This is a genomic window from Lentzea sp. NPDC051838, from assembly GCF_040681245.1.
GTDB lineage: Bacteria > Actinomycetota > Actinomycetes > Mycobacteriales > Pseudonocardiaceae > Lentzea.
In genome coordinates this window covers 152,422-172,774 of record NZ_JBFAYI010000011.1, presented here as the reverse complement: position 1 = coordinate 172,774, position 20,353 = coordinate 152,422, and the positions used below count along the sequence as shown (strand labels likewise).

The 20,353-nt window shown below is 67.2% G+C and carries 17 protein-coding genes; 10 read left to right on the top strand and 7 right to left on the bottom strand.

Translation table 11 applies throughout. The features are described from left to right. Positions 1-70: 70 nt before the first annotated feature. The 3 genes from AB0M24_RS24440 to AB0M24_RS24430 form a co-directional block, all read right to left on the bottom strand. A complete protein-coding gene (locus AB0M24_RS24440) occupies positions 71-1,801 on the bottom strand; it encodes a DUF4173 domain-containing protein (protein ID WP_363772030.1) in 1,731 nt (576 codons plus the stop codon). Positions 1,802-1,872: 71 nt separating this feature from the next. Beyond that, positions 1,873-2,850, bottom strand: coding sequence for a HAMP domain-containing sensor histidine kinase (locus AB0M24_RS24435; RefSeq protein ID WP_363772156.1), 978 nt, complete (start codon positions 2,848-2,850; stop codon positions 1,873-1,875). A 38-nt stretch (positions 2,851-2,888) separates the two neighbouring features. Next, positions 2,889-3,563, bottom strand: a complete 675-nt coding sequence (locus tag AB0M24_RS24430; protein ID WP_363772027.1) for a response regulator transcription factor — start codon at positions 3,561-3,563, stop codon at positions 2,889-2,891. 134 nt (positions 3,564-3,697) lie between these two features. Between AB0M24_RS24430 and AB0M24_RS24425 the strand changes: the two genes are divergently transcribed. Together AB0M24_RS24425 and AB0M24_RS24420 are read left to right on the top strand one after the other, a co-directional pair. Beyond that, positions 3,698-4,105 (top strand): carboxyl transferase domain-containing protein, encoded by a 408-nt coding sequence (locus tag AB0M24_RS24425; RefSeq protein ID WP_363772024.1) that lies wholly within the window; start codon positions 3,698-3,700, stop codon positions 4,103-4,105. Then, positions 4,102-6,285 (top strand): ATP-dependent RecD-like DNA helicase, encoded by a 2,184-nt coding sequence (locus tag AB0M24_RS24420; RefSeq protein ID WP_363772021.1) that lies wholly within the window; start codon positions 4,102-4,104, stop codon positions 6,283-6,285. The genes AB0M24_RS24425 and AB0M24_RS24420 overlap by 4 nt, the downstream gene beginning before the upstream one ends. Here the strand turns inward: AB0M24_RS24420 and AB0M24_RS24415 are convergent. Then, positions 6,267-7,031 (bottom strand): alpha/beta hydrolase, encoded by a 765-nt coding sequence (locus AB0M24_RS24415; RefSeq protein ID WP_363772018.1) that lies wholly within the window; start codon positions 7,029-7,031, stop codon positions 6,267-6,269. The two genes, AB0M24_RS24420 and AB0M24_RS24415, sit on opposite strands and share 19 nt — an antisense overlap. A 366-nt stretch (positions 7,032-7,397) precedes the next feature. Between AB0M24_RS24415 and AB0M24_RS24410 the strand changes: the two genes are divergently transcribed. The 5 genes from AB0M24_RS24410 to AB0M24_RS24390 all read left to right on the top strand — a co-directional run bounded on the left by AB0M24_RS24410 (position 7,398) and on the right by AB0M24_RS24390 (position 13,055). Continuing rightward, the gene (locus tag AB0M24_RS24410; protein WP_363772015.1) at positions 7,398-8,675 is read left to right on the top strand and encodes a M14 family zinc carboxypeptidase; all 1,278 of its coding nucleotides are present in this window, start codon (positions 7,398-7,400) and stop codon (positions 8,673-8,675) included. A 16-nt stretch (positions 8,676-8,691) separates the two neighbouring features. Continuing rightward, a complete protein-coding gene (locus AB0M24_RS24405) occupies positions 8,692-9,771 on the top strand; it encodes a serine hydrolase domain-containing protein (RefSeq protein WP_363772012.1) in 1,080 nt (359 codons plus the stop codon). Positions 9,772-9,853: 82 nt separating this feature from the next. After that, complete coding sequence (locus AB0M24_RS24400) at positions 9,854-10,948, top strand: serine hydrolase domain-containing protein (protein ID WP_363772009.1); 1,095 nt, start codon at positions 9,854-9,856, stop codon at positions 10,946-10,948. Further along, entirely contained in the window at positions 10,945-12,009 is a 1,065-nt protein-coding gene (locus AB0M24_RS24395) for a serine hydrolase domain-containing protein (protein WP_363772006.1), read from the top strand. The genes AB0M24_RS24400 and AB0M24_RS24395 overlap by 4 nt, the downstream gene beginning before the upstream one ends. Next, positions 12,006-13,055, top strand: coding sequence for a serine hydrolase domain-containing protein (locus AB0M24_RS24390; RefSeq protein ID WP_363772003.1), 1,050 nt, complete (start codon positions 12,006-12,008; stop codon positions 13,053-13,055). The genes AB0M24_RS24395 and AB0M24_RS24390 overlap by 4 nt, the downstream gene beginning before the upstream one ends. Positions 13,056-13,121: 66 nt before the next feature. Here the strand turns inward: AB0M24_RS24390 and AB0M24_RS24385 are convergent, their stop codons facing one another. Continuing rightward, positions 13,122-14,759 (bottom strand): glycosyl hydrolase family 18 protein, encoded by a 1,638-nt coding sequence (locus AB0M24_RS24385; RefSeq protein WP_363772000.1) that lies wholly within the window; start codon positions 14,757-14,759, stop codon positions 13,122-13,124. 236 nt (positions 14,760-14,995) lie between these two features. Here AB0M24_RS24385 and AB0M24_RS24380 point away from each other — a divergent pair, with 236 nt between their 5' ends. Continuing rightward, on the top strand, positions 14,996-15,826 hold the full coding sequence (locus AB0M24_RS24380) for a helix-turn-helix transcriptional regulator (protein WP_363771997.1): 831 nt from the start codon (positions 14,996-14,998) through the stop codon (positions 15,824-15,826). Positions 15,827-15,834: 8 nt separating this feature from the next. Then, positions 15,835-15,987, top strand: a complete 153-nt coding sequence (locus AB0M24_RS24375) for a DUF397 domain-containing protein (protein ID WP_363771994.1) — start codon at positions 15,835-15,837, stop codon at positions 15,985-15,987. On the opposite strand, the gene AB0M24_RS24370 is transcribed toward AB0M24_RS24375, so the two are convergent. Further along, complete coding sequence (locus AB0M24_RS24370) at positions 15,974-16,825, bottom strand: helix-turn-helix transcriptional regulator (protein WP_363771991.1); 852 nt, start codon at positions 16,823-16,825, stop codon at positions 15,974-15,976. The genes AB0M24_RS24375 and AB0M24_RS24370 overlap by 14 nt on opposite strands. Before the next feature lie 126 nt (positions 16,826-16,951). On the opposite strand from AB0M24_RS24370, the gene AB0M24_RS24365 reads away from it, so the two are divergent. Further along, entirely contained in the window at positions 16,952-17,734 is a 783-nt protein-coding gene (locus AB0M24_RS24365) for an NAD(P)H-dependent oxidoreductase (protein ID WP_363771988.1), read from the top strand. 16 nt (positions 17,735-17,750) lie between these two features. On the opposite strand, the gene AB0M24_RS24360 is transcribed toward AB0M24_RS24365, so the two are convergent. Further along, positions 17,751-20,159, bottom strand: a complete 2,409-nt coding sequence (locus AB0M24_RS24360) for a tetratricopeptide repeat protein (RefSeq protein WP_363771985.1) — start codon at positions 20,157-20,159, stop codon at positions 17,751-17,753. Between the last annotated feature and the right edge of the window lie 194 nt (positions 20,160-20,353).

Here is a 20,353-nt window from a genome sequence, read left to right as displayed (position 1 = left end):
GCTCACGACAGCGTCACTTCTCACCCTCTCGGCAACTTGTGGACCAGCCACTTTACCGTGAGTTAACCCACTACCTCTCACCCGAGTAAGCCGACTCACAGGTGGCCTCAGTCACCGCAACACTTTCGAGTGACTTCTTCGCGTTGTACCGAGCCAGGTTGAAGTCGCGCCAGTCCTCCTCGACGTTGCGGTCCCGCACCCACCGCAGCGCGCAGAACCGTTGCGGCTCAGGCAACCTGACGAGCGCCGGCACCGCATCCTCCGACAGCGTCGCGAGGTAGACCGTGTCGATCTTCTGCGTCGCGTCGAACCGCGACACGTTGTAGTCGGCAACCACCCGTTCGGGGTTCATCGCCATCACCGCAAGGAGAAACGCCGTACCGGTCCCGATGATCGCCTTGGGCAACCAGTTGGCGCGCAACGAGATCCCGCCGGCGATCACCATCAGGTACACCACGGCGAGCCAAACCTCGCACGACGAGACCAGCAGCCGCAGCACGGTCCACCCGTACGCCTGCTGGTAGAACCACATGCGGCTCAACGCACTGGCCACGATCACCAGCGTCAGCACGGCGAGCGACCCGAGCAACACTCGCAACCACAACTGTTCCTGCGTGGTCTTCTTCGCCGCGAAGTGCCCCACGCCGGCGATGATGCCGAGCGTCAGGATCGCCACCCACAGCAGCTGCCAGAACCCGGACCGCGCGTACTCGGCGAACGTGACACCCGCCGTCTCCATCACGTACTTCTCGCCGCCGAACAGCACCGCGAGCTGCGTCCCCACGAACCCGGCGAACAGCACCACGAGCACACCCACCGGCAGCGCGTAGTCCTTGATCCGCAACGACCCCGGCTTGCTCTCCGCGTCCTCGTTGATCTTCGGAGGCGCCGCCACGAGGTAACACGCCCCCAGCGCGCCGGCCGCCGCGACGACCCCGAAGAACGCCATTCGCACGAACACGCCGACCTCGAGGTCCGGTACCAGCCCCTCGAGGAACTTCCCGAACGCCTGGTCAGCGCCCGCCAGCAACGACCCGAAGATCAGCAGCAACGCCAGCGCCACACCGACCGAGATGACCGGCCGGATCCCGATCGGCCCGCGCTTGCTCAACCCCTTCGCGACCCACGGAATCGACCGCAGCCCACCGAGCCCGACACCGAGCGCGCCGAAAACGAGCCCACGCACCGTCTTGCCGCCCGCCATGGCGATCGAGCCGCACAGGAACGAGGCCATGAGCGCCAGCGGGAAGATCCACTCGGCCGCCCGCAGGAAGCCCATCGCGAGGAACGCGAGCGCGCCCGCCAGCCAGAGCGCGCGCTCGACGGTCGGCTTGCCCGCGTAGTAGAGGACCGCGCCCACGCCGAAGAGCCCTGCCAGGAGCCAGCCGATGCCGTTGTTGGGAGGGGCCAGGAAGGCGCCGGCCAGGCCCGCGACGAGGCCAACTGCCAGGACTTTCGTCGGTGCTGGGTCGGCTGGTGGGGTCCACCAGGGCATGAAGGGGACGCCGGGTTGGGCTGGGACGACCATCGGGCCCGCGGTGGGGTAGCGGGGAGGGCCCTGCCACGGTGAGGGCGGCGGCAGGGTGGCGGTGGCGACCGGTGCAGCCGCGACAGGCTTTTCAGATGCGACAGGCTTTTCAGGCTCGTCGGTCTCGTCGACAGGCTCGTCAACCTCTTCCGGCTCCTCCTCCGAGCCTGGGCTCACCGGCCGATACCCGACCTTCCGGAACTGCCGGTACCTCCGCCGCGCGGCAGCCCCGTCGTCCGAGGACGACTCTGCGGATTCAGGCGTGTCAGTCATGTCTCTCCCAAGCCCGAAAAAGGGCGCGCTTCACCGTCACACCGCCCAGCGGTGCGAACAAGAACCAAATGTCAGCGAGGCAAAGTCACCCGGATGCACGACCCGGGATCCACCACGGCGATCGTCCCGCCGTGCAGGTCCACCACCCACCGGGCGATGGCGAGACCGAGCCCGGTCCCACCACCGCCCGCCCTCTCCCCTCGGGTGAACCGTTCGAAGATCCGCGACCGGTCGGCCGGAGCGATTCCCGGCCCCTCGTCGCGCACCTCCAGCACCACACAAGAACCGGAAACCGACCCCGACACGGACACCAACCCCCCGGTGGGTCCGTGCCGGGCAGCGTTGTCCACCAGGTTCACGAGCACCTGGTGCAGCCGTTCCCCGTCGGCCAGCACAACGAGATCCCCGGGAACGTCGATCGAGAACGAAGCCGCTGGTGCCGCCACAGCAGCCTCGGCCACCACGTCGGCGACCAGCGAGGACACCGACAACGTCTCCCGGTTCAGAGACAGCACCCCAGCGTCGATCTTCGACAGGTCCAGCAGCTCCGACACCAACCGTCCAAGGCGTTCGGTCTGCGCCAGAGCGGTCTTCATCGTCGCGGCATCGGCGACGGCCACCCCGTCCACCACGTTCTCCAGCACGGCCTGCAAAGCCGAAATCGGAGTCCGCAGCTCGTGCGACACGTTCGCGATCAACTCGCGCCGCTGCTGATCAGCCGCGGCCAAATCCGAGGCCATCACCGTGAACGCCTCGGCCAGCTGCCCGACCTCGTCCGAAGACGTCGCCCGAACCGACCGCGAGTAGTCCCCGGACGCCATCGACCGAGCTGCGGACGTCATCTCCCGCAACGGCGAAGTCATGCCGTGCGCGAGCAACTGCGACGTCAACAACCCCAACACCAAAGCGATCAGCGTCGTCCGCGGCGGCAACCACCCCGTCACGTACCGGAAGTAGGCGAACGACACGCACCCCGACACCACGATGACGATCCCGAGCTTGAGCTTGATCGACCGCACCGAGTCCAACGGCCGCGGCAGCAGGTTCACCCAGCCCAGCACGCGATCCAGCCACCCGGACAACAACCTCACCGGGGCACCTCCAGCGCGTACCCCACCCCGTGCACGGTTCGGATCAGGTCGGCACCGAGCTTCCGGCGCAGCGCCTTCACATGGCTGTCGACCGTCCGCGACGACGCGCCCTCGTGCCACCCGCACGCCTCCGCCAGCAACCGCTCCCGAGCCTGCACGGCGGACGGCCGCTCGGCCAGGAACACCAGCAGGTCGTACTCGGTCGGCGTCAGATGAGCCTCCACCCCCGACCGCGACACCCGCCGGGCAGCCAGGTCGATCACCAGATCCCCGAGCTCCAACGCCTGAGAAGCAACCGCCCGTGACACCCGGCGCAGCAGCACGTGCACACGCGCCGCCAGTTCACGCATCGAGAACGGCTTCGTCAGGTAGTCGTCCGCCCCCACGGCGAGCCCGACCAGCAGATCGGTCTCGTCCCCCCGCGCGGTCAGCATCAGCACCGGCACCGAACGCGACGCCTGGATCCGCCGGCACACCTCGAGCCCGTCGAACCCCGGCAGCATCACGTCCAGAACGACCAGGTCAGGCAGGAAAGCGGCGGCAAGAGCCACCCCCGAAGGCCCGTCATGAGCCACCGACACCACGAACCCCTCGGCCCGCAGCCGCACGGCCACGGACTCGGCGATCGTGATGTCGTCCTCCACGACGAGCACCCGGCGCTGACCTGTCATGACGGCGACTTTATGGGCAGGACGTGGAGGACGCCGGGACAAGTTGTGAAGATCGTGTGCAGTTACCGTTCGGTTACCGAAGCGGGGAACGCGCGCTCTGTTAACAAAGCGAACCATTTCAATAGGCTCCGAACATGGACGGCCTCACCTCGCAGCTCCTCGACGCCGCCCCGCTGCTGCTCGGCGACAGCCACTCCCTCAGGACCAGCCTGGGCACGCTCGACGGCCGCACGGTCGGCGTCCTGGAGGAGTCCGGCCCGCTCGACGCCACCACGGCCGAGCAGGGCGCGCGGTTCGTGCGCATGTGCGACGCCTACGGCATCCCCCTCATCGCCATCGCCGGCTCACCGCAACCCGGTGGGGAGGTCCACGCGGGCGCTGAGCTGCTGCACGCGTTCGCGGAGAGCGTCGTCCCCCGGATCACCCTGGTCACGGGCCCCGAGCACATCACGATGATCGCCGACGCGACCGTCGACTCGTTCACCGAACCGCGCGACGCCCGCCGCGCCCTGGTGGAGGCGTTCTGTAAGTTCGGGCCATGAACGTCCTCGAAGCGGTCCTGGAAAGGATCACGTACGCCAACGAGGACAACGGCTACACCGTCGCGAAGGTCGACACCGGCCGCGGCGACCTGGTCACGGTCGTCGGCGCGCTGCTCGGCGCCCAGCCCGGCGAGTCGATCAGGATGCGCGGCCACTGGGGCTCGCACCCGCAGTACGGCAAGCAGTTCCACGTCGACGACTACACGACGATCCTGCCCGCGACGATCCAGGGCATCCGCCGCTACCTCGGCTCCGGCCTGATCAAGGGCATCGGCCCGGTGCTCGCGGACAAGATCGTCACGCACTTCGGCGTCGACGCGCTCGACGTCATCGAGCAGACGCCCGAACGCCTCATCGAGGTCCCGAAGCTCGGCCCGAAGCGCACCAAGGCCATCGCGGCCGCGTGGGAAGAGCAGAAGGCCATCAAGGAAGTCATGATCTTCCTGCAGGGCGTCGGCGTCTCCACGTCACTCGCGGTCCGCATCTACAAGCAGTACACGGACAAGGCCATCGAGGTCGTCAAGGAAGAGCCGTACCGACTGGCGAACGACGTCTGGGGCATCGGCTTCAAGACCGCCGACGTCATCGCGAAAGCCGTCGGCATCCCGCACGACAGCCCGCAACGCGTCAAGGCGGGCCTGCAGTTCACGCTGTCCGAGGCCACCACCGACGGCAACTGCTACCTGCCGGAACAGTCGCTCATCGCGGACGCCATCAAGATCCTCCAGGTCGACGCGGGCCTGGTCATCGACTGCCTCGCCGAGCTCGTCGGGGAAGAGGGCGTGGTCCGCGAGGTGTTCCCGGACGAAGAGGTCGCCGTCTACCTCATCCCGTTCCACCGCGCGGAGATCTCGATGGCCGCGCAGCTCAAGCGCCTGCTCCACAGCGACAACGACCGCATGCCCAGCTTCGCGAACGTCAACTGGGACAAGGCTTTCGCCTGGCTCGGCACCGACCTCGAACAGCACCAGGCAGAAGCGGTCAAACTCGCGCTGACGGAGAAAGTTGCCGTGCTCACCGGCGGACCGGGCTGCGGCAAGAGCTTCACCGTGCGGTCGATCGTCCGTCTCGCGCAGGCCAAGAAGGCCAAGATCGTGCTCGCGGCGCCCACCGGACGTGCCGCCAAGCGCCTCACCGAGCTGACCGGCCACGAAGCCCGCACGGTCCACCGGCTCCTCGAGCTCAAGCCGGGCGGCGACGCGGCGTACGACCGCGACCACCCGCTCGACGCCGATCTGGTCGTCGTCGACGAGGCCTCGATGCTGGACCTGTTGCTGGCCAACAAACTCGTGAAGGCCGTGCCGCCCGGCGCGCACCTGCTGCTCGTCGGCGACGTCGACCAGCTGCCGTCCGTCGGCGCGGGCGAGGTGCTCAGAGACGTGCTGGCACAAGGCAGTCCGATCCCGAACGTCCGCCTCACGCACATCTTCCGCCAGGCCCAGGAGTCCGGCGTCGTCACGAACGCCCACCGCATCAACAGCGGCGACTATCCGCAGGTGCAGGGACTTCCGGACTTCTTCCTCTTCAGCACCGACGAGGCCGAGGAAGCCGCCACGATGACCGTCGACGTGGTCGCGAACCGCATCCCGCGCAAGTTCCGCCTCGACCCGCGCAAGGACATCCAGGTCCTCGCCCCGATGCACCGCGGCCCAGCAGGCGCCGGCGCGCTCAACACGATCCTGCAAGAGGCTCTGACACCGTCCAAAGAGGGTCTGCCCGAGAAACGCTTCGGCGGCAGGGTGTTCAAGGTCGGCGACAAGGTCACGCAGATCCGCAACAACTACGACAAGGGCAAGAACGGCGTCTTCAACGGCACCCTGGGCAACGTCATCGCGCTGGACCCGGTCGAGCAGAAGCTCACGATCCGCACCGACGAGGACGAAGAGGTCGACTACGACTTCTCCGAACTGGACGAGCTGAGCCACGCGTACGCCATGACGATCCACCGCTCGCAGGGCAGCGAGTACCCGTGCGTGGTCATCCCGATCACGACCAGCGCGTGGATGATGCTGCAGCGCAACCTGCTCTACACCGCCGTCACGCGCGCCAAGAAGCTAGTAGTCCTCGTCGGCAGCAAGAAAGCCATCGGCCAAGCCGTCAGAACGGTCGGGGCGGGCCGCCGCCACACGGCATTGGCCCACCGCCTTCGAACCAACAGCGACTACACCGACGTCAGATAGTCCGTGATCAGACGCGCCCACGGCATCGCGGACTCCAACGCGATCGCGTGCCCACACGCGATGTCGGTGTACTTCGAACCCGGGATCAGGTCCGAGACCTGCTTGCCGAGGTGACGCGACAGCAGCTGGTCACCGGACGCGCCGATCACCAGCGTGGGCTGCGAGACCTGCGGCAGCAGATCGGTCAGGTCGATCTTCAGGATCAGGTCGACGTGCGACGGCGACCCGGTCGGCACGCTCGCCCCGATCAGCTCGGCGAAGCCCTCCGCCTGCGCGGGCGTGAGCCGGGCCAGGTACTCCCTGCTGCACATCACCGACAGGATGAACCGCGACAGCACCGCGCGGGAGCCGTCCAGCAACGACTTCCACTCGTCGATCTTCGCCCGAGTAGCAGCGTCGATCTTCGTGAACGGCGTGCTCAGCACCAGCCCGCGCACCCGTTCGGGATGTCGCACGGCCGCGGTGACGGCGACCGCGCAGCCCATCGAGTAGCCGCAGACGAAGAACGACTCGTGCCCGGCCTTCACCGCGACGTCGACGAGGTCGTCGGCGAGCTTCTCCAGGTCGAGCGGCCCCGCGGCCTTCGGTGAGCTGCCCGAACCCGGCAGGTCCGGCGCGATGACCGTGAAGTACTGGGAGAGGGTCCCGATGAGCGGGCCGTAGTTGGCCTGGACGCTGCCGCCCGCGCCGTGCACGAGCAGCAGGGCAGGGCCGGTGCCCTTGACGACGGTGGACAGGCCGGACATGGGGAACCCCCGAATTGGTCAGTCCATGCTGCGGACGATGGTCGGCTCCAACCCCTCGTCGTCGTCCGTGAGAGAACCGCGCCAGGGGAAGTCGAGCGAGATCTCAGCGACGGTGTCGTTGTAGAGATGATCCATGGTTTGCACGCTCGTTACTCCCTTGACTTATGTGTGTGCGGAACCTCGCTGTTTGTCGAGTCGGTTTCGGCCTGCCAGCACAATAACCGCTGCGATGCTGGGTGAAATACTATTGACTTTCGTCACAGCGCGCCAAGTGGCCCGTTTCCCGATCCCAAGCACCGGACGGTAATCATCCGGTCGGTCGAACGAACTGGCGTGACTCACCCGGACAGCCCATCATCGTTGATCATGCGCACCGCTCTGGCCCTGCTCGCCTGTCTCGGCCTTCTGCTCAGCCCCGCACCCGCACCGGCGGAAGGTCCACAGGCGACGTTCGTGCTGCGTGTGCCCGCTCCTCTCGGCTCCGAGGCCCAACGTCTTCTCGGCAGCGGCTACGACGTGCTGGAGCAGCGCGACGGGGCCGACCTGTTCGTCGTCGGCGACGCGCACACCGCCGACAAACTCCGATCGGATGGTTTCCGACCCACTGTTGAGACGGCGATGCCTCCGTCTCAATGGGCACCGCGCTCTCTCGGAGATACGACTTACTACGGCGGCTACCGAACGATTACCGCTCATCTCGCCCATCTCGACGCGGTCGCCCAGGCTCATCCTGATCTCGCGACGGTGGTCGACTACGGCGACTCCTGGCGCAAGACCCAGGGTGCCGGCGGATACGACCTGAAAGCCATTTGCATTACGCGGAAAAGCCCTGGTGACTGCGCATTGACGCCCACCGCCCCGAAACCGCGCCTGTTCGTGATGGGGCAGCTCCACGCGCGGGAAATCACGACGGGCGACATGGCGTGGCGCTTCATCGACGACCTCGTAGGCTCCGACCTCACCGCGATGCTCGGCGACGTCGAGGTGTGGGTCGTGCCGATCGCGAACCCGGACGGCGTCGAGATCGTCGAGTCCGGCGGCGACTCACCGGTGCTGCAGCGCAAGAACGCGCACGGCGACTGCTCGTCCGGCTCACGCGGCGTGGACCTCAACCGCAACGCGGGTTCGCACTGGGGTGAGGTCGGCTCGTCGGCGAACAAGTGCAGCGAAACCTACCGAGGCCCGCGGGCCGACTCCGAGGTCGAGACGGTGGCGCTGGAGTCGTTGTGGCGCAAGCTCTACCGCGACACCCGCGCGCCGGGCGACACCGCAGCGGCGTCAAGTGACACCACCGGCGCCGTGATCTCCATGCACAGCTACGGCAACTACGTGCTGTTCCCGTGGGGTTGGAGCACGCAGAAGACGGGCAACGACGCCGCGCTGCGCAAGATGGCCACCGACATGGCCTCGTTGTCGGGGTTCAAGGCGGGCCAGCCGGGCGAGGTCCTCTACAACGCGTCCGGTGCCACCGACGACTGGGTGTACGAGGACCTGGGCGTGCCGAGCTTCGTGTGGGAGATCGGCGCCTCGTCCGGCACCTGCGGCGGCTTCGTCCCGCCGTACTCGTGCCAGCAGGACGTGCATTGGCCGAAAGTGCGGTCCATGCTCGTTTCGGCCATGAAAGCGGCGCCCAGGCCCTACTGACGGCATGTTGGATGCCATGGGGACTCGTTTACTCGCCGCGGTCGCGGCATCAAGCTTGCTGTTCACCGGCACCGCGGTAGCGGACGACCAGCAGATCGACCGCAAGGTCGTCCAGCAGGCTCTGGACCAGATCACCAGCACGGCGGCCCAGGGCGTGCAGGCGCGCGTCACGGAAGGCCGCCGCAGCTTCACGGCCCGCTCCGGCACCGCGGAACTGGGAAGTGAGCGCCCGGTGCCGCTCAACGGCCGGTTCCGCGCGGGCAGCATCACCAAGTCGTTCACCACGACCGTCGTGCTGCAGCTCGTCGGCGAGGGCAAGGTCTCGTTGGACGCGCCCGTCGTCCGCTACCTGCCCGGCCTGGTCGACGCGCGCATCACCGTCCGCCAGCTCATGCAGCACACCAGCGGCCTTTACAACTACACGAACGCGATCGGCTTCAGCCCGCAGGACTTCGAGCCGATCCGCTTCAAGCAGTGGACGCCGTCGGAGATCATCGCGATCTCGACGAGCAAACCGCTCCAGTTCGAGCCCGGCACCAAGTGGGAGTACAACAACACGGGCTTCGTCATCCTCGGCCAGCTCATCGAGAAGATCACCGGGCAGCCGTACGAACGCGTGGTCCAGCAACGTCTGCTGCGGCCGTTGCACCTCGGCGACACCACGTTCCCCGGCGACGACCCGGACATCCACGGCCCGCACGCGCACTCGTACGGCCTCGTGAACGGCAAGGCGACCGACACCACCCGCTACAACCCGTCGGTCTTCTGGGCGGTCGGCGACGTCGTGACCACCACCCGCGATCTCGACACCTTCTACAGCGCGCTGATCGGCGGCAAGCTGCTCCGGCCCGCCCAGCAGGCCGAGCTGATGAAGACCACGCCGGTCAGCCCGCAGTACGGACTCGGCCTGTTCATCCAGCCGACCCCGTGCGGCACCACGGTTGTCGGCCACACGGGCAGCGTGCCGGGCTACGGCAGCTATGCGTTCTACAGCCCGGACCTGCAGCGTCGCGCGGAACTGTCCGCCACCGCCGGACTGGGCACGGGTGACCCGACTCCCGGCTACTACGCGATCCTCAACGAGGTCTTCTGCTGATCGGCCTCAGGGCGACCCCTAGGGCTCCGGTAAGACCCAAGGCTGATGCGCCGGGTCGCCGTTCCTCGCCAAGGTGTGAGGCATGGGGATTCGATCAACAGCAACAGTCACGGCGGTCAGCCTGCTGGCACTGACCACGACGGGAACCGCTCTCGCCGACGAGCAGGGCGTGGACCGCAAGGTCGTCCAGCAGGCTCTGGACCAGATCACGCAGGGCGGGGGAGGCCTTGGTGTGCAGGCCAGAGTGACCGACGGGCGGCAGCGCTTCACCGCCCGTTCCGGCAAGGCCGAGCTGGACAGCAACCAGCCGGTACCTGAGAACGGCCGGTTCCGCGTCGGCAGCATCACCAAGACGTTCGTGTCGACGGTGCTGCTCCAGCTCGCGGGCGAGGGCAAGGTCGACCTGGACGCGCCGGTGGTCCGCTACCTGCCGGGCCTGATCGACAGCCGCATCACGGTCCGCCAGGTCCTGCAGCACACCAGCGGGCTCTACAACTACACCAACGACCTGCCGCTGTCGCCGGACGAGTTCGAGAAGATCCGCTACAAGCACTGGGAACCGGCCGAGATGGTCGCGATGTCCACGAGCAAGCCGCTCGACTTCGAACCCGGCACCCAGTGGAACTACTCCAACACCAACTACGTCGTCGCCGGCCTGCTGGTCGAGAAGATCACCGGCAAGCCGTACGAGAGGTCCGTCGAGCAGCGCATCCTGAAGCCGTTGCGCCTCAACGACACCTCGGTGCCCGGCGACAACCCGAACATCAACGGCCCGCACGCACATGGTTACTGGACCGTGGCGGGCAAGCCGTCCGACATCACCCGCATGAACCCGTCGGTCGCGTGGGCCGCCGGCGAGATCGTCTCGACGACCCGCGACCTCGACACGTTCGTCACCGCGCTGGCCGCCGGCAAGCTGCTCAAACCCGCGCAGCAGCAGGAGATCAGCAAGACCACCGCAGCGAGCCCTCAGTACGGACTCGGCCTGTTCGTCCAGACCCTGCCCTGCGGCACCAAGGTCTGGGGTCACAGCGGCGGCATCCCCGGCTACTCGTCGCAGATGCTGACCACGCCGGACACCAAGACCCGCCTCGAGCTCAGCGCCACCAGCGCGCCGGTCGCCGGCAACCCCGGCGACGCGTTCCAGAAGCTGCTCAACGGGGTCTTTTGCTCATGAAACTGGTAGCCGCACTCACCGCAGCCGCCCTGCTCGCCACCGCCGGAGTCGCTTCCGCGGCACCATCCGGCCGGCGGCAGGCCGTGCAGGAGATCCTCGACGAAGTCACCACCGACGGCGGCGCCCTGGGTGTCCAGGCTCGGATCACCGGCCTCGGCACGTTCCGTTCAGGTGTCGCCGAACTCGGATCCCGCAAACCCGTGCCGCACAACGGAACCTTTCGCATCGGCAGCAACACCAAGCCGTTCGTGTCCACAGTGGCCTTGCAGCTGGTGGGCGAGGGCAAGATCGCCCTGGACGAGCCGGTCACGCGCTACCTGACCGGCCTCGTCGACTCGCGCATCACCGTCCGCCAGCTGTTGCAGCACACCAGTGGCCTCTTCGACTACACCGAGGCGTTGCCGCTGGATCCCGAAGGTTTCCCGTCGATCCGCTACAAGACGTGGGACCCGCTGGAGCTGGTCAAGATCGGCACGAGCCGGCCGCTCGCGTTCGAGCCCGGCGCGCAACACAGCTACTCCAACACCAACTACATCGTGATCGGCCTGCTCATCGAGAAGGTCACCGGCAGGCCGTACGCCCGAGCTGTCGAGCAGCGGATCCTGAAACCGTTGCACCTCAACGACACCGTACTGCCAGGCGCCGATCTGGACGTCCCCGGCCCGCACGCCCACGGCTACTACCCCGATGCGAGCGGGAAACCCGTGGACGTCACGCGCCTCAACCCGTCGTGGGGCGGCGCGGCCGGGGAGATGATCTCGACGACCCGCGACCTGGACACGTTCCTGAACGCTCTGCTGGCCGGCAAGCTCCTCAAGCCGTTGCAGCAAAAGGAACTCTTGAAGACCACTGCCGCGAGCCCTGACTACGGCCTGGGCGTCTCCGTGCTGCAGCTGTCGTGCAAGACCCTCTACGGCCACGACGGCCTCATCCACGGCTACTCGACGATGATGATCGGCACCCAGGACAAGCGGGTCATGCTGTCCATCACGCACGCCGCGAACGGCCGCGCGCCCGGTGGCATCGGCATCAAGCTGCTGGAAACCGTCTACTGCCGATGAGTCCAGGGATCACAGCGACTTTGACGGCGGCGAGCCTGCTCGCCGCCACCGCAGGAGGACCAGGGCTCGACCGGTCGACCATCACGGAGGCGATGAACGAGCTGACGTCGGGCGGAGGAGCGCACAGCGTCCAGGTACGGGTCTCGGACGGGCCGGAGCGGTTCACCGGCCGTTCGGGGCCTGTGCCGCCGAACGGGAGCTTCCGCATCGGCAGCGCCACCAAGCCGTTCATCGCCACGGTCGTGCTGCAGCTCGTCGGCGAGGGCAAGGTGTCGTTGGACGAACCGATCGCCCGCCATCTGCCAGATCTGTTGCCGTACAAGGAAATCACCTTCCGGCAGATCCTGCAGCACACCAGCGGTCTCTTCAGCTACACGCGAGCACTCCCGTTGAACCCGGACGGGTTCGAGTCGATCCGCGACAAGCACTGGGAGGCAACGGAACTGGTCGCGATCGCCGCGCAGAGGCCGCTCAACTTCCCGCCCGGCACGCAACACAGCTACTCCAACACTAACTACGTCGTCGCGGGCATGCTGATCGAGAAGCTGACCGGCAGGCCGTACGCCAGAGCCGTCGAGCAGCGCATCCTGAAGCCGTTGCGCCTCAAGGACACCTACCTGCCCGGCGACGACGAGGACATCAGGGGGCCGCACGCGCACGCCTTCTGGACCGCGAACGGCAAGGCATCGGACATCACGCACATCAACCCGTCGGTGGCGGGCGCGTCCGGTGAGATCATCTCGACGACGCGCGACCTCGACACCTTCATCGTCGCGCTGTCCAGCGGCAAGCTGCTCAGGCCGGCCCAGCAGGCGGAGCTCACCAGGACCACGGCGGTCAGCCCGGAATACGGCCTGGGCCTGCGGATCCAGCAGATCTGCGGCACACCGGTGTGGGGGCACGGCGGTGGGATTCCGGGCTTCTCGACGGAAATGTTCACCACACCGGACAACCGCCGCAGGCTCGTGCTGTCCGCGACGACCGCGGCGACGTCCGGGAACCCCGGGCCCGCACTGGAGAAGCTGAGGAACGAGGTCTTCTGCTAGGACCTTCTTCCGGGCAAACGAAAGGGGAGCTGGGCTGACCAGCTCCCCTCCCGGCGTTTATGAAGATCAGCCGATGCCGCTCTTCATCGCTTTGACCAACTCACCGTTCGAGGTGTCTCCGGACATCTCCCAGAAGAAGGCGCCGCCGAGACCCTGGTTCTTCGCGTAGGTCATCTTCGTGCCGATGGTGGCCGGGGTGTCGTAGCTCCACCACTGGTCACCGCACTTGGCGTAAGCCGTACCCGCGACGGTGCCGTTCGACGGGCACGAGGTCTTGAGCACCTTGTAGTCCTGGATGCCCGGCTCGATGCCCGGCGCGGGGCCGGTCGCCGTGCCGCCAGGAGCCGCCTGCGTGACGCCTGCCCAGCCGCGGCCGTAGAAGCCGATGCCCAGCAGGAGCTTGCTCGACGGGACGCCCTTGCTCTTCAGCTTCTGGATCGCGTTGTCCGAGTAGAAGCCCGCGGTCGGGATGCCGCTGTAGTTCGTCAGCGGCGAGTGCGGAGCCGTCGGACCCTGGGCCGCCCAGGCGCCGAAGTAGTCGTAGGTCATGACGTTGTACCAGTCCACGTACTGCGCGGCGCCGCCGTAGTTCGCGGCGTCGATCTTGCCGCCGGTGGTGCCGTCAGCCGTGATGGCCGAGGTGACGAGGTAGTTCTGGCCGAAGCGGGCACGCAGCGCCTGCATCAGGTTCTTGTACGCCTCGGGGCCGCTCGTGTCGCAGGACAGACCACACGAGTTCGGGTACTCCCAGTCGATGTCGATGCCGTCGAACAGGCTCGCCCACCGCGGGTCCTCGAGCAGGGTGTAGCAGGAGTTCGCGAACGCGGTCGGGTTCTGCGCCGCCTGGCCGAAGCCGCCGGACCAGGTCCAACCACCGAAGGAGTACAGGATCTTGATGTGCGGGTACTTCTTCTTCAGCTTCATCAGCTGGTTGAAGGCACCGCGAACCGGCGCGTCCCAGACGTCGGCGACACCGTCGACCGACTCGGCCGCCGTGTACGACTTCTCGATCGCCGGGAACGACTCACCGATCACGCACTGCCCGTTCGTCACGTTGCCGAACGAGTAGTTGATGTGCGTGATGTTCGCAGCGGTGCCGGAGGTGTCGATGTTCTTCGGCAGGTAGTTCTTCGCCGGGTAGGTGCCCCACTCGGTGAAGTAGCCCAGGTTGATCTTCCCGCCGGGCTGCGGGTTGTTCGTCGTCGTGGTCGTCGACGTCGTGGTGCTCGTAGTCGTCGAAGTGGTGGTGCTGGTGGTCGTGCTCGTTGTCGTGCTGGTCGTGGTCGGGTTCGTCCCGCCCGCCTCGCACGAAGCGCCGTTCAGCTTGCAGTTGGTGGGCGCACCGAACGTGCCGGTGTACGCGCCGTTGAACCCGAAGCTGGCCGAGCCACCGACGGCGATGCTGCCGTTCCACGTGTTCTTGACCGTGACGACCTGGCCGGACGTGGTGTACGAACCGTCCCAGAGCGAGGTCACCCGGTGGTTGGCCGGCAGCGTGAACTCGACAGTCCACGACGTCAGGGCCGCCGTGCTGTTGTTCTTGATCGTGTACTTGCCCTCGAAGCCCGTTCCCCAGTCCGAACCCTTGGAGAACGTGGCGGACACGCCACCGGCACCGCTAGCAGCGGGGACGACGACGATACCGAGGACCATCGCGGCGACGGCCGCGAAGAGAGCAGCAAGATGCCATCGGAACTTGGACATCGGTCTCCTCAGTCGCAGGGGGTACCGCGAACGATGTGGTTTAGACCACTCGAAGGTCAAGGTCTAGACCTCTGTCGTCACTCGAATGGAGCAGTCCGAAAACGGTTGCGAGACGCTGGCTGTCCTGTCTTTGTCTATTGGGTTAACCATTGGAGGGGTTCCGAGACGACGCCTCTTCGGGTCGAGTTCCGCTCGAGCCACTGCGCACTGTGGACGGTCGGCCCTAACTTCGTTCCATGCCAAAGCGTTTCTCCACGGCGCGCGGCCGCGAGTTCGGTGACGCGATCCGGGCTGTCGTGTCCGCCACCGGAATGACCGCCCAGGACATCTGCGAACAGATCGACTGGGATCCGGGCAAGCTCTCGGACCTGGTCAACGGCCGAGGCGGCAGCTCAGAGGTCGATCTAGCGGTACTGCTCGGGTTCTGCCGTACACCGCCGGACGAGCGTCGCCACCTGCTGAGGATTCACAGGGAGACCGGCACCAAGGACTGGTGGCAGCACCACGGCGACCACCAGCCGATCCTCCCGCGCACGTGGTTCGAGCACCTGAAGAAGGCCAAGGAGTTCACCAGCTGGTGCCCGCTCTGCATCCCCGGCCTTCTCCAGGCGCCGCGCTACGCACGCGCCCTCATCTGCGCCAGCGCCAACGTGCCCCCCGATGAAGTTGAGCAGCGCGTCCAAGCGCGAGTGGCGATGCAGGACGTCTTCAAGCAGCGGCTCAAGAGCACGTTCTACATCCACGAGCAGGTCCTGCTGCTCCCGGTCGGCGGTCAGGACGTGCTGGTCGAACAGCTCCACCACCTGCTGAGGATGTGGGTGCGGCCGTACATCGACATCCGAATCCTGCCGATCGAACTCGGTGCCCACGCCGGCTTCGGCGGCGCCTTCGACCTGATGACGTCTGAAAGGTACGAGCCGACTGTCTTCCTGGACACCGAGAACTCCACCCTCATCGTCGAGGCCGCGCCCGCCGTGAAGGCCCACGTCGCGGTCTTGGAGTCGCTCGAAGGTTTCGTGCTGGATGCGGAAGAATCGCGAAGGAGGATCGAACAGCTCGCTAGCTAGGGGTGGCCATGTGGCGCAAGAGCAGTCGTAGCGCAAATGCCCAGAACTGCGTCGAAGTCGGCCAGGGCGTAGGCATCCGTGACAGCAAAGCCCCCGCCACTCACCTCTCCGTCAGTCCGGACGCCTGGTCGGCGTTCCTCCGCATCGTCAAGTCCGTGTAGGCGGGACGAATCCGCGAGCCCCGGCGTCCAGCGCGGCCGATCCGTCCGCGCCCAGGCTCGCCAGCAGCCGCAACCCGTCCTCCGCGGGGCTGCCAGGAGGCGCGGACAGCACCAGCAACTCCATCCCGGGCTCACCGGGCAGCGCGAAGTTCTCCTGGTGCAGTTCGAGCAGCCCGACCAGCGGGTGCCGGTAAGCCTTGCCGCCGTGCGCACGGGCGCGCACGTCCGCGCGCGCCCAGAGCTTCCGGAACCGCTCGCTTCCCATCGCCAGCTCGCCGATCAACGAGGCCAGGCGGGGGTCTTCCGGGTACTTGCCCGCGGCCAGGCGCAGGTGTCCGACCACGTCGAGGGTGCACGTCTCCCAGCCCGCGTAGAGGTCGGTTTCCTCCAGGAAGATGTGCCGGGCGGTGTTGAGGCCCCGCAACGGCCGGCTGTAGAGAAGTGAAGCGAGCTGGTTGCCGGCGAGCACGTCCATGCGGTGGTTCATGATCAGCGCAACTCCGTCCGAGACCAGGTCGAGGACGCGCAGCAGTTCCGGGCGGATCCGGCCGCCCGGGACCCGAGAGCGGCGGCGCTGGCAGGCGAGGCGGTGGAGGTGCTCGCGCTCGGTCTCGTCGAGGGCCAGCACGCGGGCGAGGGCGTCGAGGACCTGGTCAGAAGGTTGTGTTGCACGGCCTTGTTCCAGGCGCACGTAGTAGTCGACGCTCACGCCGGACAGGTGCGCGACCTCCTCGCGGCGCAGTCCGGCCACGCGGCGGTGCCGGTCGGTCGGGATGCCGACGGACGCCGGGTCGATTCGGGAACGCCGAAGCCGCAGGAAGCCCGCAAGATCGTCCACCTTTCCGAGTATGGCCGCTGAACGGGCCGCGAGGGTGGTCCTGCTGGTACCAGGAAGTCCAGGCCCTGAACGGCCTGGCGACAAGACCCGAGGATCGGAGGCACCTGACCAGAAGGAGCAACGACCGTGAAGACGCTGATCGTCTACGCCCACCCGGAACCGAAGTCGCTCAACGGTTCGCTGAAGGACCTCGCCGTGTCCACATTGGACGCCAACGGGCACGAGGTGCGGGTGAGTGACCTGTACGCCATGAACTGGAAGGCGACAGCGGATGCGCAGGACTACGGCGACCCGAGCCCGTTGAACGTCGTGCTGGACTCCGGGCGGGCGTTCGACGCCGGGACTCTCACCGCGGATGTCCGGGCCGAGCAGGAGAAGCTGCTGTGGGCCGACACGATCATCTTCCAGTTCCCGCTGTGGTGGTACACGATGCCCGCGATCCTCAAGGGCTGGGTCGACCGGGTGTTCACCTACCGCTTCGCGTACGGCGTCGGCGAGCACAGCGACACGAAGTACGGCGAGCGCTTCGGCGAGGGCACGTTGGCGGGCAAGAGGGCTCTGCTGTCGGTGACCACGGGTGGGCCGGAGTCGCACTACGCCGCTCGCGGGATCAACGGGCCCATCGACGACCTGCTGTTCCCGATCCAGCACGGGATCCTCTACTACCCCGGCATCGAGGTGCTGCCGCCGTTCGTGCTGTACGGCGTGGACCGGATGACCGGCGAGGACTACGCGGACGTCGCGAAGGCGTGGGAGCAGCGGCTGCTCACGCTGGAGTCGACCGAGCCGATCCCGTTCCGGCGGCAGAACTTCGGCGACTACGAGATCCCGTCACTGCACCTGAAGGAGGGCCTGGAAGCAGCCGGCCGGACGGGGTTCGGGCTGCACGTCCGAAACTGTCAAGTGTGAGTAAACCTTTACACGGTCAGCCGATTGCCCGTTCCGCGCCCCAGGCGGCGATGTCCTCCCGGCTCTGCAGCCCGAGCTTGTCCCGCAACCGCTGCAGCCGGGAGGCCACGGTCCGCACGGACACGTTCAACCGGTTCGCGATCTGCTGGTTCGTCAGCCCCGTGGCCAGCAAGGCGATCACGCGGCGCTCGTGGTCGTCCAACGCGTCGTGGGCGGCCTCGCACCGGTCGAGCCACACCTCGTCCTGGATGAACGCCTCGGTCTCGGTGGCGGTCAACGGCGTAGAAGCAGCCTCTGCGCGCGCAACGGGCAACATGAGTCGTGCGGTGCGCATGGCTCCGGCGACCTTTTCCGCCCAGAACGGATCCGGCACCACACCTACGGAGCGCCGTAACGCTCGTCCGGTCGCTTCCAGCCGTAGCGCGCGCTCGGCCTGACCGCGCATCAACGCGACCACGGCCAGACCTTCCAAAGCGTCTGGTGCGGTCAACGGGTTGATGCCGTCCATCCGCAGTGCTTCCTGGTAGGCGTGCGTCGACTCGTCGAGGTCGCCCTGCACCAACGCGACGACGCCGCGTGTGTTCAAAGCCGAAGCGATGCGCGCGGGGACGCCCGACGCGCGCGAGATCGGCAACGCCTTCATGACGGCGTTCTCAGCGCGTTCGTGCTTACCGAGCGACAACGCCGTACGGGCCAAGTCCACCAAACAGGTCGCACGGGCAAGAGGCTCGCCCAACAGCTCGGCGACGCGCAGGCACTCGGTGTTGTTCTCGTCCGACGCTTCCCATTCGCCCGACGACTGCTGCACCGCGGCCAACGTGCTGCGACAGCTCATCACCAGCGCCGGTTGACCCAGCGGACGCACCAAGCGGGAAGCCTCACCTGACAGCTCGATCGCCTCGTCGTGGTCGCCCTGCTCGGCGGCGAAACGGGCGGCGTGGTTCAGCGCCACGCAGCGGTAATCGTCCCTTGTGGACGGACGGCGCAACGCATCCCGCAACAGCACGCGAGCCTGCCCGAGCCGTCCGCGTCGAGCCGCGCAGTCAGCCAACGCGGAGGTCAGCAGCAGCAAGCGTTCGTCGAACCGTTCGGCAGCCCACTCGACCGTGCCCAGCAGGCTGTCGACGTGGTTGTCGAGCTTGTCCTGCACGTCGAACGGCACCGACAGCGGCTGGGTGATGAGCACGTCCGACAGATCGGTGAACCATCGGGCCAGCGCCTCGAACGCGACGTCCAGCTCGCCGGCCGCGACCAGCTTTTCGCGCGCGTGCAGCCGAACCGACTCCAGCTGCCGAAACCGGGTCGTGCCCGGAATGGCCGTCAGCAGCGACTTCGCCTGGAGCCGGGACAACACGTCCAGCACGGGCTCCGCCGACCGTTCCGAAGAACAAACCTCGGTCGCCGCAGCCAGGTCGAAGCCGCCGTCGAACACCGACAGCCGCCGCAACGCGAACTGCTCGTCGGGCTGCAACAACTGGTAGCTCCAGTCGATCGACTCGCGCAGAGACCGTTGCCTCGAAGGCGACTTCCGACACCCCAGCGTCAACAGCTCCAGCGGCTCGTCCATGCGGTCGCAGATGTCCGTGACCGGCAACAGCTGCACCCACCGCGCGGCGAGCTCGATCGCCAGCGGCATGCCTTCCAGACGCGCGCACAGCAACGCCACCGCGGCGGTGTTGGCCTGCGTCAACCGGAAGTCGGGCGTGCGCTCGCGAGCCCTGTCCACGAACAGCTTCACGGCCTCGGAGCGCGGCGCGGCGGTCGTCACCAGGTCGCGATCGGTCGACGGCACCGGCAGACCCTCGACGTGGAAGCTCGCCTCGCCCGTGATCCACAGGGCTTCGCGCGAGGTCGCGAGCACCCGGACGCCGGGGCAACGGTTCAGCAGAAGGTCGGTCAGCTCGGCGCACGTGTCGAGAAGGTGTTCGCAGTTGTCGAGGACTACGACCACTTTCATGTTCACGAGCGTTTCCAGGACCGTGTCGCGCAACGGCTCGTCCGACTCCGCGACGACACCCAGCGCGTGAGCGACGGTCGGCATGACGTCCTGCGGCGTGCGGACCTCGCCGAGCTCGACGAGGAGCACTCTGTCCGTTCTCCCGCGCCGCAACCGGCCCGCTGCCTCCAGCGCGAGCCGCGTCTTGCCCGCACCCGCACTGCCGACGAGCGTAACGAGACGGTGCCTGCGCATGAGCTGGTCGAGCTTCGAGAGCTCCTGCTGGCGGCCGATGAACGTGTCGCGCGCGGCGGGCAGGTTGGAGAGCACTCTCAAGTTCTTGCTGCTCACCGGTGTCGGCGCGGACACCGTCGCGCGACGCCGATAAGCCCTTTGGCGGCAGGCGTTGGAGCAGTAGGACCTGCGCTGCTCGGAGGTGGCGGGAGGCAGCGCCCCGTCGCACAGGGCGCAACGTCCGGTGCTGATCATGGGGTCCTCTCCTCCAGCCGTAACGGCAGGCCGTCCCTGTCTCGGTCCGGCGACAGCGCAGGTCGCGGGTGGTGACCTGCCGTGTGCAACCCGTTACACGTCTGTGCGCGCGAGACGGTTCGCACTGTGCTCGTTATGCCTACCTTCCCGAGACCCTCGTTCGGGAACAAACTGGTGACTGGTCCGGTCTGACA